Here is a 12,408-nt window from a genome sequence, read left to right as displayed (position 1 = left end):
CACCCCTATCAGTCGGATTCTTTGGCTGCTGCTGTGTTACGCTTGTCGTCTGCGTCCGCTTGGCCTACGATTAATTTTTCCATAGTCGAAAGGGCTTCGCCTGCCGCCTGTCGCTGCCTAATCGCATCTACCATCGACGGCACGACTGTTTCTTCGCCCCGTTCTGCAGCGAGTTCTTCATACCCTGCGGAAATCTTATTCAATGCCCTGCCGTTCTTCCCCCGTTCACCATTATCGTATTTAATTGCATCTGCCATTTTAACGCCCCCTGTAGAATAAATTTTTCTGCTGTTCCATTTGTCGGATTGTTCTAACCGGTAAAAAGAAAACTTCGGCAACTTCGAACGGTGAAAATTCCCCCGCATATTCGAATGCTTTCGCTTTCCTTTCGTCTACGATTTTATTTTTAAACTCGTCGATTTTTGGTAGTTCTTTCATTGCCGAACACCCCCCGATTACATTTTTAATTACTGCGCCCACGTCGGAACGGTACCGTTTTTTACTGCCGTTTTCTGCGTCTGTTCAGTTACGCCAATACTTGCGCTTTCACTCGTCCAGCCTGCCGGAATTGTTACCGGAATATTTAATGCCGTTTCGAATGTTTCGCTTAATCCTGCAACCTGCGCAAGATTTCGAATTTCCGCATCTGCTGCGCCTGCCTGTCTGCGTTCTTCGCCGACCTTCGCCAACGCTTGAAGGAATGCTGCACGTGCTTCCTGCGCTTCTTTAACGGCTGCATTGACCTTTTTCTGTGCGGCCTGCTGCTGCGTTGCTCGTTTCTTGCGTACGCTTGGAATCATTTCGGCTGCGATTTTCTTTTTAACCTTTTCAAGGGCGTCAAGGACTTCATCTGTCGCCTTCAATTCCGCACTCTTATCGTTTAACAATTGCTTCGCCTGCTGCATTTCCTTTTCGTCGATGTCGCCGACTGCATACAACTGCATCGATTCGTCTATAGCCTGTCGGATTTCGTGAAATTGTTTCGATATCTCTTTACGCTCGGCCGTCTTTTCTGCTATTCGTTTATCTACATTTTCGATTTTTTCTACTGTCATCTAATTCGCCCCCTGCTTTATAATATGCCTAACGTCTTTTAGTAATTCGCTGCTGACGTTCATTCTTTCAAGAATAACTTTCGATTGTATTTCGTCTAACTCTTTTCGGTGTCCATTTTCTAAATGCGCAATTGACGACCGTGTTCGTTTTATCAACGCTGCGGCTTCCGCTTGGTTAATGTTTCGCAAGGCTCGAAGGACACGCATTTCCCTGCCGTTAAGTTTTTCCTTGTCCATGATTTCACCCCTATTCGATCGGATAGATAGTAATTGTATTTATGGTCGTTGATAGTTAAATAAAAGGAACGACTTTCGCCGTCCTTCTTTTTAATATAAAAAATAGGTAGTTTTATTCGGCCACTTAATACTTAATTAAGCTGCACATACTTTTAACAACTAAAATTTTAAATATTTTATTCGTCTTTTTTAGGTGCTTCAAGGACAACGTTTTCCGTGCCGCCTTCCTTTTGAATCATCTTTTTCAAGTCGTTCAGTTCGTCGCTTAATTGTTTATCCTGCAGATTGAAGCGATTAAGGTTATGTCCTGCCGGTCGCTGCTCGGCGATAACTTCGTGCTTTTCGGTCATATATCCGAACCATTTAAAAATTAGTTCGATATGCTTTGCGCTGCCTGCTTCCGCCTTTTCGAACAATGCTTCGATGACATTCGGCATTCGCTGCTGCGATTTCGATTTAATTTCGACGTCGACCAATTCTGCGAACTTCGGTTCTTTGCGCCATTTGTGCAGCGTTCGAACACCGATGCCGACTTCTTCTGCGACTTCTTTGATGGTGCCACGTACGCCCTTCGGCTTCGAAAGCAATTCGGCCGCTTTTAAATGCTTGTCGGTAAAGACGCCATTCTTAATGTCCCCGTACTGTTCAATAACTGATTTCGCCACGATTACACCCCCTTGCTATCGTTTGAGTTTATACCTGCTTTGACGTCCGATATCGTTTCTCATATTGATTAAATCAGCTTCATTAAATCCGAATGTATCTATAAATCTTTTCGAAACTGCTTCGGTCACTTTATAATTTCCCCTTTCTAACTGCGAATAATACGCCTGTGATAAGCCGATGACATTCGACATTTTTATTTGATTAAATCCGTTTGCGTGTCGTGTATACCTAATCATTTCGTGAGTAACTTTCATTTATCTACACCCCTTTATCAGTCGACAATTTCGCAATGGAACCGCTGCGGCCTTGTATCTGATTTCTATTGTTATATCTTTTAATTAATTATGTAACTGTTTACTAACCTATAGGCAATCTTTAGATTGCAAAGACGACAATAATTGAACTTTATTATTGTTGGCTTTCGGTCTTATCTTTAGATTCATTTATATCGATAAATATATTATGTCCTTAATCGCTATTGCATATCGCTTACTTCGTAAGTTCTTTTTTAGCTTCGATTTACCAATCGTTAAAACCGAAGTTCTTCGCCCCTGTCTTCGTGCTTTCGCACTTCGAAGGGCTCCCCAAAAAGGGAATTGAACTGGCGGGCTTTTTCACAACTAAATTATTTAATATTTTATTTACTTTTTTCATCGACACCCTTCGAACCCTTGCGCCCCAACGGTTACAAGAATAAAGTTTTTTTACGAAAAACGTTGTTAGATTTTCGGTAATTTTCGACATAGTAACGCCTGCTTCACGTCCCCGCTGCTACTAAGTAACGTCTGGCGGACATGGTGACGTAACGACTGACGGACATACCTATGTAACGGCAAGGTTACAAGAAGAAGAAAAGACCTTGAAGAATAAACATAAAGAAGAAGAATTACTTCGTAGTGTCGGCAATGATAATAAAAATCAAAACGATTTCCCGAAAGTTTTCAAAAAATATTACGAAAATTTTTACACGGTCGTCACATTCCGGCAGCATCGTCCCACATATAAAATTACGATATAAAATAATATGCGAAGGTGATTCGATGAATAAACTAATTGACGATGTACACGTAAAGTATTTAGGAATGTCGACGGAAATATTTGACTTTATCAAACGTGAAGCAATCGAAAAGTATTACGAAATGTCAAAGTTCGACGTTATTGTCGTCCTGTACGAAATGAATGACGATGCAGGCATTGAAGACTTGCACGTAATTATCGACGGGGTCGAAATCAGTATAACCGGCCATAACTTCGACGGGACGGACGACCTGCAGACTTATATTGCGACACACTTCGAAGCATTGCGTAAAATGGCAATATTAAATTAAATAACGATAAACGGGCGGATTCCTTCGGGGGATTCGTCCTTTTTCGTCTGTGTGGACGCTGTGACTTCACTGTAAGGCGGCAGGGCTTTATATGAGCATTCGTATAGCTGCGGGCTGATGTCGCTGTATGCGTCCATATGAGCGATATAAGAGTATGTGAAGTAAGTGTTACATAGCACGGATATTGCAGGCGGAATTATTGGCGAAGGTTCGGACGATATCATCGGCCATATGTACGTATATACTGACGGCCATACGACGACGCTGCTGACGTTCCTGTCGATGTGTGGACGATGTAAGGAATTATCGAAGGCGGACGCTGTGCGGTGCCTATATGGACGATGTGAAGCGGCAGGGGACGAAGTGCAGGCGAAGGAATGGCGGAAATCATTGTCGTTCTGATGTCGAAGGACATGTCGAATTGAAGCGGCAGGGAATGTCGAAGCTATGGTCGAAATCATTGTCGATGTAATGGCCGAAGTGCAGGGCGAATTCTGTGTCGATATGTGGGGAAATAATTGTCGAAGGATAGGCGAAGGGTATGACGTCAAGGTGTCGATAATACCCCCGAAGGTTTATAAAAATGTTATGTATATGTTCTGAACGCCTTCTGCAGGGATTCGAAGGGGGGCGTCCCCCGTTGGGGGGGTCTTCGTTGTTGTGTCGAATAGTTGAACTTACTGATATGGCGGGGACTACTTTCGATATTTATACAGATTATACATACACCCCCTTTCGTTTATTATTCAATTGTTTACGTTATACGACAAACGACATTGATTTCGATTACATTATACGACAAGGCTGCTTTATCATTCGTTGATGCTGCGCCGTTCCCGTCGACTTCATTCGTTGCTGCTCGTCGTATATTCTGTATTATGTGACGAAAGATTCCGGCTAGATTATCGCCTGCATATACATTGATTGATGCAATAATATACCGTGCTGCTGTCGTCCTTGATGATGCTGCTGCTGTTATCTATTGTCGTAAGTCCTTCTGAATCCGAAACATTTCAAAAGCTGCCGTCCGTCCGGTGCCGTTCACGGTTATTCTATGTCGATATCACCCACGTTAATACCCACGAAATACCCGAAATTACCCCCGAATAACCGCCCTAATCCACGTTACCTTATCGCCTGCAAGTCAGTCATACCAACGGTTACAGCGATTCCTTGACGCCTGCTATATATCTATCGATAAGTTAGTTGTATACGTAAACATACCGCCCTGCTGTCGTTCCTGCTATCGAAACCCCCCGTTCACTCTTTTCGCTTCACTACGTTAAAGTGCATACCTGCTTCGCCCTGCAGACGTTCCCTGTTGCCGTAAACGTTACATGGTTAGTCGTAAACGTTACATACCTATCGACCTGCAGACGTCCCTGTAGATGTTCCCTGCGTCCTGCTGACGTCCCTGCTATCGTCTTGCTTCGTCCTGCAGACGTTCCTGTAGACGTTCCCTGCTTCGTCCTGCGCCCTTGTATTCGACCCTGCAGACGTCACATTCCGCCCTGCTGTCGTCACATATACCGACAAGGATACGAAGGGGCTGCGGCATGATTGCCTGCGTCTATAATCCTGCTATTGCGCTATTGCGTTATATTATATATAATCGAAGTTGTATCTATCAAATAAACGTAATCAATCGAAAGGAATGACTAATCAATATGAATCAGAAAACAATTTCATCAGACGCACGTGTTGCGGTATATATCAGACGTTCAAGGGACGAAGACGGCATCGGCATCGAAGAACTGTTAAAGAATCACCGACAAAGGCTGCAGGTGTTTATGAACGAAAAGGGCTTCGAAGGGGTTGAGTGGTTCGAAGAAGTCGCAAGCGGCGGCAGCATCGACGGTCGGCCGGAATTTAAACGTCTATTATCGAACGTGCAGGCCGGACATTACGACGCTGTTGCGGTTATACATGAAGACCGTTTGACCCGTGGCGACGAAGAAGACCGTGGGAAGATAAAGAACATTTTCAAAGCGACCGGAACGCTGCTGCTGACGGTAGATAATAGAATTATTGATTATAACAATCCGACCGACCTGCTAACTTCCGGATTTACCGGCCTAATGTCGGAATATGAGAAAGCGCAAATCCTGCGTCGGTTCCGTGACGGTAAAATCACCGCTGTACAGAATGGAACACCGCACTCCGGAACGACTGCATACGGCTACACTTGGGACAAGAATACGAAAACGGCCGAAGTCGTGCAGCATGAAGCCGACGTCCTGCGTATGATGGTCGATTGGTACTTAAAAGACGGATTGTCTGCGGGACAAATCGCCTTAAAGCTAAATGACTTGAAGATACCGTCCAAACGTGGCGGCTTTTGGCATAGTGAAGTCGTTTCAACAATGCTGCAGAATGATTTTTATACCGGCGTCGTTTATTACCGGAAATATAAGACCGAAGTCGATTTCGTTAATGATGTCGTAAAGTATACAAGTAAATTAAACGACGACCCCGAAACAGTTATAAAAGCACGGGGGAATCATACGCCATTAATTACGGATTACGAACATGCAGAAATAATAAAACGTATCGAAGAACTGCGGAAATATAAGTCGAAAGATAGACGAGTTCGTAAAAATACGTATCGATTATCGGGTCTGATTTATTGCCCGCACTGCGGCCTATGTCAAGGCTTGATGCGGCGAAAAGGCATGGCGAACCGTACGCACGTACGTAAATGCTTGAAGAAATCGACACGACGGACGCCCGAATGTGACGATACAAGGGGAATTCGTGAAGACTATGTATTTGAAGCGGTTAAAATGCGCCTGCAGCAATACAGGGACACCCTATTCGCACCGACGGAACCAAGCGACGACAACGCTGCGATGAATTCGTTAAGCAGAATGATTAAAGCACATGAAGCTGCCATCGAAAAGGCACGGAAACACTTCGACAAGATTAAAGAAATGTTCATGAACGACATTATCGACATGGACGAAATGAAAGAAGAAAAGCAGCGGCATTCTGATATCATAAAGCGAAATGAAGCGGAACTGACGAAGCTGCGAATGAATAAAGATTTCCACGATGAAGAACGAAAGGAACAGCAGCGGAAATTATGGTCGTCTGACGATGTTGAAAGGGTCTTTAATAACGAATTATCAGATAGCGAAATGAATGATGTCTTGCGTCTGCTGATTGTTAGAATCGTTTACCAGTTTAACGACGAAGGCGGCGTCGATATAGAAATTACTTATCGATGATTTTCGGCCTTTAAATTGAATATGTAATACCTGCGGGGTTCTCGGATTGTCGGGAACCCTTTTGTTATGCGGTTTATAGCCGTGGTCACTTTAAATAGTGCTAGTGACGACTATCGGACTGACACTTATACCGGTAGCGATAAATGACCTCGCCGGCGGCCAGGGGGCTGAAGACTTTGGTTCGGCTGTCAATTTATTTTTAGGCTTTTCGACTTTAATTATTATTTTAATCATTTTAAAATTTGCTAAAGGTTTCTTTGGTTCAATCGCCATATTAACAGGAATTATTATCGGAACAGTAATCGGCGCCTTTTTCGGGCGTGTTGATTTCACACCGGTGCTTGAAGCCTCATGGCTGCATTTACCGCAAGTGTTCTACTTCGGCACTCCGGAATTCCATCTGCTGCCGATTTTAACTATGACACTGGTTGCTTTAGTCAGCCTTGTGGAATCGACGGGTGTATATTTTGCACTTGGAGATATTACTGAGAAGAAAATTAAAGGCGATGATTTAAAACACGGTTACCGCGCAGAGGGAATGGCAATTATTTTAGGCGGACTCGTCAATGCTTTCCCTTATACGACGTTTTCTCAAAACGTCGGTCTGATTCAAATATCAGGTGTCCGCAGAAATAAAATTATTTATATTGCCGGCGCCATGCTGATTATTCTAGGACTTGCTCCAAAAATCGGTGCGGCCACGCTGGCAATACCGGGACCTGTTCTCGGCGGAGCTATGCTTGCCATGTTCGGCATGGTAATCAGCGCAGGAATTAAAATGCTGTCACACGTTGATTTAAACAAACAGGAAAATATGGTGATTGTGGCTATCTCTCTCGGCATGGGACTTGCAGTAACCGTCGTACCTGACCTGTTCGCTGTCCTGCCTGACAACCTTTCAGTCATTACATCAAGCGGAATTGTGATGGGCAGTATGACAGCCATTATACTCAACGCAGTCTTTAACTTTAAATCTATTATTAATCCGCGAAATATATAGAAGACCACGCACCGGACTTGCCGGTGCGTGCTTTTTTATGGTGTGCGTGCCGCCGTGAATTTTCGGCGGCGCACAAGGAGCGTTCTCGTGCCACCGTCAGTTACTTCCGGTTGCCATTCCGCTTCAAGTTGTAATAAGATTAACTTAAGTAAACAATTTAGGGAGTGTATCATATATGAAGAAAATGAACGTTGAAAGTTTTAACCTGGATCACACAAAAGTGGCGGCACCTTATATTAGACTCGCAGGAACAAACGAAGGACAGTACGGAGATACAATTTATAAATACGATATCCGTTTCTGCCAGCCTAACAAAGAGCATATGGATATGCCTGCACTTCACTCAATTGAGCATCTAATGGCTGAAAATATTCGCAACCATCACGAACGTGTTGTTGATTTAAGTCCTATGGGATGCCAGACAGGATTTTATCTTTCAGTATTAAACGATGAAGATAAAGCAGGCATTGAAAATGTTATGGAGAAAACATTGAACGATGTCCTTGAAGCAACTGAAGTTCCTGCATGTAATGAAGTACAATGCGGATGGGCAGCGAGCCACAGCTTAGAAGGTGCGAAAGAAATCGCGCACAAAATGCTTGAAGGCCGGGACAGCTGGAGCACAGTATTTGCTGAATAATATTTAGATTATGATCGGGATACATGTGATTCGGCGTCATACCAATCCCGGAGAGCTGGGATGCCCGTCACAATTCTTTACAGACCACCAAAAATTGCGACTCACTCAAACATAAAACAGCTCAGATATCTTTAATTCAAGATATTTAAGCTGTTTTATTTATTCAAGATTTTCACTGACTGTGATTCATCATTTCAATTTACTTACGCGTGTGACAAGCGTAAAATATACAGGATAATCTATAAAATAAGAAAGAGGTTTTCCGTAATGATTATGCCGGTATGGCTGATGTGGTTAATTCCGCCTGTTGTTTTTATGATAATACCATTAAAAATGCTGATCGACTGGTTTGCGATTTATTTACCGCTCGATAAAAAATATAAACGCAAGGAAATTACTGTTAAGGCTTCTTGGAAAATCTGGCTGACTGATATCGGTCTGAATCTTGCTGCTGTTGGAATTATGTATGCGGCGCTGTTTATCGACCCGCTGTTCAGAAGCAATCCCGCTTCATTCGACGATGTAAAAGAAATCAGCAATGCTACTCCTGACTGGATTGTCGCTTTTTTCGAAGGCGTTATTGCAAACCCCTTCAACAGTATTTACAGCATGATTTTTGTACTCCTTGTATTCATTATCATAATTTTTATCCAGTTTAAAATCACACAAAAAATCTATGCTAAATTCGGTCTCGACGATAAACAAATCACCAGATCGAGTATTATCTCAACACTATTAATGGCACCATGGATTATTATTATCCCAACATCATTATTCTCATCTATTATTTAAGAAAAAAGTCACTGGCGGCTGGATCCGTCAGTGACTTTTATTATTATTATTATGAAAATCATCTTTTATATATGACAGATCTCCAAACACTCTCATGCGCATAATAATTATTTTTAACTCTGCATTCTTCCGAGCACCTGCTCAGTTGTCGGCATCGCGTGCTGCGCGCCGAATTTTTCTACACTGATTGATGCTGCAGTGTTGGCGAAATAACAGCTTTCCTGCAAGCTTTTACCTTGCGCAATATAACTGACAAAGGCGCCGTTAAAGCAATCTCCTGCACCTGTCGTATCGACAACTTTCGCTTTCATGGTCGGCACGTCGACGCGGAAGGCATCGACTGAATAATAACAGCCTTTGCTGCCGCTCGTAACGACAAATTTATCGACGTGGTCTTTTAAAATTTCAGGATGTGCTGCTGCCAGCTGTGTCAATTCAATCTGATTCGGCGTAATATATGTACTGTAATTTATAATATTATCCGTCAGCTTTTGTGCCGGCGCCGGGTTAACAACTAAATCAATATTATTCTCTCCGCACACCTGTGCAACATAATCCACTGTGTCCATCGGAATTTCAAGCTGGGTGACGACGACATCGCTTTCTAAAATTGCCTGACGGTGTTTATCGATTACATCTGTTGTAACATGTGCATTCGCGCCCGGTACAACGATAATTGTATTATCCAGCGGGTTTACGGTAATCATGGCAATACCGCTCTCCATCTCATCAATCATCTCAATATTACCGACGTTGACACCTTCTTTTCTCAGACTTTCAATCATTTCAATCCCGAACGCATCGTTGCCCACTCTGCCGATAAACGTCACGTCGCAGCCGAGTCTCGCTGCTGCAACGGCCTGGTTCGCACCTTTGCCGCCGCACAGTGTCGTGAACTTTTCACCAGTCAGTGTTTCGCCGATTGACGGGTGACGTTCTGCCGTAACCACCAAATCCATATTTAAACTGCCTACAATTGTTACCTTAGGCTTGCTCATCTGTTCTACCTCCAAGAATTACTATAGACTGCCGAGTTTAGCCTGCAGTATATTTTGAAATGCTGTTAAATCTATATCGTTAAGAAGTGTCACATTACGCCCCGCTTCAGGTGCAGTCTTCCGCACATCGCATACAGTCATGCCCCGGTTGATATCATCTGTACAATCTACATCAACACTGACCTGCATTCCTTTAAATATTTCAGGATTAGTCAGATAAATAACCGCAACTGCATCGTGAATATGCACAAGTTCACTGTTAATATATGCAGGAGAATCAAAGTAAAATTTCAGCATTTCGCCAAATGCATTCTGCACTTCTCCTTCGCTGTTAAACAGTGCTTCGACCTGCTCCCGGTCGAGCCCGCTCTTATGGGTCACGTCAAGTCCGCACATTACAATCGGCAGGCCCGAATCAAAGACGATTTTCGCAGCCTCAGGGTCTCCCCATATGTTGAATTCCGCTGTTGGGGTTCTGTTGCCGAATGTGCCGCCGCCCATTAAGACAATTTCTTCAATGCGTTCCGCTGTTTCAGGAAATACTTTTAAAAGCAGCGCAATATTTGTCAGCGGACCGACAGGAACCAGCGTCATCTTTTCATCTTCAGGAAGATTCATAATATAATCTCTGATAAGCTGGAATGAATTGCCCGGCTCAGCCTGCTTTGAAGTTCTAGGCAGTACAGTATTGCCGAGTCCTGTCTCGCCGTGGACGTGTCCCGCATCTTCTTTTTGTCTTATCAGAGGTCCTTCCGCTCCTTTAACGACAGGTACATCCAAATCGAGAAAAGCGCTCAGTGCAAGCGCATTGTTCGTGACGCGCTCTATCGTCTGGTTCCCCGCCACCGTGGAAATCCCGTGGATATTTAATGCATCTCTGCTTGCGGCTGCCGCAGCAAGTGCTATTGCATCATCAATCCCAGGGTCGCAGTCAATCCATATATTCTTCTTACTCATCAGGCTGTCCTCCGTCAAATAATTTCAAAATTTCTTCAAATAGTCTCCAAAATGCTTCTGTGTCCACCCCGAAGGCCACATTAGTGTTCGGCTCTCTGCCTGTTACACTCAGCGTATCGATTACTGTCATACCGTATGAATATTCACCCTTCGTCTCAACAGTCACATTTAAGTATTCTGTCTTAAACAGTTCCGGTTTTAAAAGATACATCGTCGTGCACGCATCATGAATCGGGCCACCGTTAAAGCCGAAATGATTTTTATACGTTTCGCCGAAAAAGATCAGCAGCTCTTTAACGAATACAGCAATCTTATTATCGATTTTACCGACACGCTCTATAATATCATCAGTCGCAATAACCTGATGTGTCACATCGAGACCGAACATCGTCACAGGAACGCTACTGTCGTAAACAACTTTCGCCGCTTCTGCATCGACAAAAATATTAAATTCCGCCGCCGGTGTCCAGTTGCCGAAGGTACCGCCGCCCATTAAAACAATTTCATCAATATTTTCAATGATTCTCGGTTCTTTAATCAAAGCCATAGCAATATTCGTGAGCGGTCCTGTCGGAACGAGCGTAACCTGTTCAGATGAATTCATTACCTGTTCTATAATAAAATCAACAGCATGTCCTTCTGTGACCTCTACTTGAGGATCTGGAAGATCCGGGCCGTCCATACCGGTTTCCCCATGAATTTCAGGTGCAATTTCACTCGCCTTTACGAGGGGTCTTCTCGCCCCCTGGACAACCGGCACATCCAGTTCCAGCAGTTCGCAGATTTTTAATGTATTAATTGTATTTTTTTCGACTTCAACGTTGCCTGCTACAGTCGTAATTCCTAAAATATTTAAGTCACTGGCAGCTGACGCGGCGATAATAATCGATATTGCATCATCATGCCCCGGATCACAGTCTAAAATAACATTTCTCATCAGTAAACACTCCAATTCGTAGTCTTAAAACAATTATCTCATGTGCCGCCTGAATTTTACAGACAGACCCTGATTATATTTGCCGCTTCATTCTTAAAGACGTCTGCACTTCACCATCTGTGCTTTTTGTTTCTTTCAGTGACTGGCAGACAAATCCCCGCGCTTTATAGAATGGCAGGCCAAGTTCATTATCTTGCTGCACCGACACCCATTGTTCATCGGCACCTTTACGCTTTTGATGCCGCGTCAATTCATCTAATAAAGTCTTGCCGATTCCACGATACCTGTATTTATCGTCAATATAAAATACATATACTTCCGCAGTTTTAGCTCCTGTCATTCCGCCGCCTATTACTCCTCTGATAATACCGTCTTTTTCAGCCACATAGGAATAGCTGCCTTTTTTAATATCTGCTGTAACTTTGTCAGGATTGTACCAGTATTTCACTGTCTGCTGCTGAAACTTACTGCTCATCTTCCCTTCGACAGTCTGTCGCCAGCCCGTGCTGCAAATATCTGCTATACGTTCAGCATCTTCCGGTACCGGTTTTCTGATTACAAGAGCCATCTA

The 12,408-nt window shown here is 43.6% G+C and carries 16 protein-coding genes and 1 pseudogene; 6 read left to right on the top strand and 11 right to left on the bottom strand.

Going from position 1 to position 12,408, the window contains the following annotated elements:
• Positions 1 to 8: 8 nt before the first annotated feature.
• The 6 genes from DFR63_RS07585 to DFR63_RS07560 form a co-directional block, all read right to left on the bottom strand.
• Positions 9 to 257: a hypothetical protein gene (locus DFR63_RS07585; protein ID WP_115885343.1), complete on the bottom strand. Its 249-nt coding sequence runs from the start codon at positions 255 to 257 to the stop codon at positions 9 to 11.
• Position 258: 1 nt separating this feature from the next.
• Positions 259 to 438: a hypothetical protein gene (locus DFR63_RS07580; protein ID WP_115885342.1), complete on the bottom strand. Its 180-nt coding sequence runs from the start codon at positions 436 to 438 to the stop codon at positions 259 to 261.
• Positions 439 to 467: 29 nt separating this feature from the next.
• Positions 468 to 1,055: a hypothetical protein gene (locus DFR63_RS07575; RefSeq protein WP_115885341.1), complete on the bottom strand. Its 588-nt coding sequence runs from the start codon at positions 1,053 to 1,055 to the stop codon at positions 468 to 470.
• On the bottom strand, positions 1,056 to 1,292 hold the full coding sequence (locus tag DFR63_RS07570; RefSeq protein ID WP_115885340.1) for a helix-turn-helix domain-containing protein: 237 nt from the start codon (positions 1,290 to 1,292) through the stop codon (positions 1,056 to 1,058).
• A gap of 176 nt (positions 1,293 to 1,468) precedes the next feature.
• Entirely contained in the window at positions 1,469 to 1,957 is a 489-nt protein-coding gene (locus DFR63_RS07565) for a phBC6A51 family helix-turn-helix protein (RefSeq protein ID WP_162842312.1), read from the bottom strand.
• 15 nt (positions 1,958 to 1,972) lie between these two features.
• Positions 1,973 to 2,212, bottom strand: a complete 240-nt coding sequence (locus DFR63_RS07560; RefSeq protein ID WP_115885338.1) for a helix-turn-helix domain-containing protein — start codon at positions 2,210 to 2,212, stop codon at positions 1,973 to 1,975.
• A 605-nt stretch (positions 2,213 to 2,817) separates the two neighbouring features.
• Between DFR63_RS07560 and DFR63_RS11790 the strand changes: the two genes are divergently transcribed.
• Together DFR63_RS11790 and DFR63_RS07550 are read left to right on the top strand one after the other, a co-directional pair.
• Positions 2,818 to 2,976, top strand: a complete 159-nt coding sequence (locus tag DFR63_RS11790; RefSeq protein WP_162842311.1) for a hypothetical protein — start codon at positions 2,818 to 2,820, stop codon at positions 2,974 to 2,976.
• Between the two features lie 22 nt (positions 2,977 to 2,998).
• Positions 2,999 to 3,286 (top strand): hypothetical protein, encoded by a 288-nt coding sequence (locus DFR63_RS07550; RefSeq protein ID WP_115885336.1) that lies wholly within the window; start codon positions 2,999 to 3,001, stop codon positions 3,284 to 3,286.
• A gap of 1,362 nt (positions 3,287 to 4,648) precedes the next feature.
• Here DFR63_RS07550 and DFR63_RS11785 read toward each other — a convergent pair.
• Entirely contained in the window at positions 4,649 to 4,789 is a 141-nt protein-coding gene (locus DFR63_RS11785; protein WP_162842310.1) for a hypothetical protein, read from the bottom strand.
• 164 nt (positions 4,790 to 4,953) lie between these two features.
• Here DFR63_RS11785 and DFR63_RS07545 point away from each other — a divergent pair, with 164 nt between their 5' ends.
• The 4 genes and pseudogenes from DFR63_RS07545 to DFR63_RS07530 all read left to right on the top strand — a co-directional run bounded on the left by DFR63_RS07545 (position 4,954) and on the right by DFR63_RS07530 (position 8,945).
• A complete protein-coding gene (locus tag DFR63_RS07545) occupies positions 4,954 to 6,513 on the top strand; it encodes a recombinase family protein (RefSeq protein WP_115885335.1) in 1,560 nt (519 codons plus the stop codon).
• Between the two features lie 100 nt (positions 6,514 to 6,613).
• Positions 6,614 to 7,513, top strand: a pseudogene (locus tag DFR63_RS07540) (solute carrier family 23 protein); the annotation flags it as partial.
• Positions 7,514 to 7,688: 175 nt separating this feature from the next.
• Complete coding sequence (locus DFR63_RS07535; RefSeq protein ID WP_115885333.1) at positions 7,689 to 8,153, top strand: S-ribosylhomocysteine lyase; 465 nt, start codon at positions 7,689 to 7,691, stop codon at positions 8,151 to 8,153.
• Positions 8,154 to 8,420: 267 nt separating this feature from the next.
• Positions 8,421 to 8,945, top strand: coding sequence for a hypothetical protein (locus tag DFR63_RS07530; RefSeq protein ID WP_115885332.1), 525 nt, complete (start codon positions 8,421 to 8,423; stop codon positions 8,943 to 8,945).
• A 113-nt stretch (positions 8,946 to 9,058) separates the two neighbouring features.
• On the opposite strand, the gene rbsK is transcribed toward DFR63_RS07530, so the two are convergent.
• From rbsK to DFR63_RS07510, 4 genes are all read right to left on the bottom strand, one after another.
• Positions 9,059 to 9,943: a ribokinase gene (rbsK, locus tag DFR63_RS07525; RefSeq protein ID WP_115885331.1), complete on the bottom strand. Its 885-nt coding sequence runs from the start codon at positions 9,941 to 9,943 to the stop codon at positions 9,059 to 9,061.
• Positions 9,944 to 9,964: 21 nt separating this feature from the next.
• On the bottom strand, positions 9,965 to 10,900 hold the full coding sequence (locus DFR63_RS07520) for a nucleoside hydrolase (protein WP_115885330.1): 936 nt from the start codon (positions 10,898 to 10,900) through the stop codon (positions 9,965 to 9,967).
• Positions 10,893 to 11,837 (bottom strand): nucleoside hydrolase, encoded by a 945-nt coding sequence (locus tag DFR63_RS07515; protein ID WP_115885329.1) that lies wholly within the window; start codon positions 11,835 to 11,837, stop codon positions 10,893 to 10,895. The genes DFR63_RS07520 and DFR63_RS07515 overlap by 8 nt, the downstream gene beginning before the upstream one ends.
• Positions 11,838 to 11,910: 73 nt before the next feature.
• A complete protein-coding gene (locus tag DFR63_RS07510; RefSeq protein WP_115885328.1) occupies positions 11,911 to 12,405 on the bottom strand; it encodes a GNAT family N-acetyltransferase in 495 nt (164 codons plus the stop codon).
• Positions 12,406 to 12,408 lie beyond the last annotated feature (3 nt).

Source organism: Jeotgalicoccus halotolerans (assembly GCF_003387165.1).
In the GTDB taxonomy this organism is placed as follows: Bacteria; Bacillota; Bacilli; order Staphylococcales; family Salinicoccaceae; genus Jeotgalicoccus; species Jeotgalicoccus halotolerans.
This window is presented reverse-complemented; position numbering and strand designations above follow the sequence as displayed.

What these genes read in the sequence shown, in the direction of transcription:
- DFR63_RS07580 (WP_115885342.1), bottom strand. Translation starts at nt 438, where the DNA reads ATGAAAGAACTACCAAAAATCGACGAGTTTAAAAATAAAATCGTAGAC.
- DFR63_RS07570 (WP_115885340.1), bottom strand. Translation starts at nt 1,292, where the DNA reads ATGGACAAGGAAAAACTTAACGGCAGGGAAATGCGTGTCCTTCGAGCC.
- DFR63_RS07550 (WP_115885336.1), top strand. Translation starts at nt 2,999, where the DNA reads ATGAATAAACTAATTGACGATGTACACGTAAAGTATTTAGGAATGTCG.
- DFR63_RS07575 (WP_115885341.1), bottom strand. Translation starts at nt 1,055, where the DNA reads ATGACAGTAGAAAAAATCGAAAATGTAGATAAACGAATAGCAGAAAAG.
- DFR63_RS07535 (WP_115885333.1), top strand. Translation starts at nt 7,689, where the DNA reads ATGAAGAAAATGAACGTTGAAAGTTTTAACCTGGATCACACAAAAGTG.
- DFR63_RS07530 (WP_115885332.1), top strand. Translation starts at nt 8,421, where the DNA reads ATGATTATGCCGGTATGGCTGATGTGGTTAATTCCGCCTGTTGTTTTT.
- DFR63_RS07515 (WP_115885329.1), bottom strand. Translation starts at nt 11,837, where the DNA reads ATGAGAAATGTTATTTTAGACTGTGATCCGGGGCATGATGATGCAATA.
- DFR63_RS07585 (WP_115885343.1), bottom strand. Translation starts at nt 257, where the DNA reads ATGGCAGATGCAATTAAATACGATAATGGTGAACGGGGGAAGAACGGC.
- DFR63_RS07510 (WP_115885328.1), bottom strand. Translation starts at nt 12,405, where the DNA reads ATGGCTCTTGTAATCAGAAAACCGGTACCGGAAGATGCTGAACGTATA.
- DFR63_RS07520 (WP_115885330.1), bottom strand. Translation starts at nt 10,900, where the DNA reads ATGAGTAAGAAGAATATATGGATTGACTGCGACCCTGGGATTGATGAT.
- DFR63_RS07560 (WP_115885338.1), bottom strand. Translation starts at nt 2,212, where the DNA reads ATGAAAGTTACTCACGAAATGATTAGGTATACACGACACGCAAACGGA.
- DFR63_RS07545 (WP_115885335.1), top strand. Translation starts at nt 4,954, where the DNA reads ATGAATCAGAAAACAATTTCATCAGACGCACGTGTTGCGGTATATATC.
- rbsK (WP_115885331.1), bottom strand. Translation starts at nt 9,943, where the DNA reads ATGAGCAAGCCTAAGGTAACAATTGTAGGCAGTTTAAATATGGATTTG.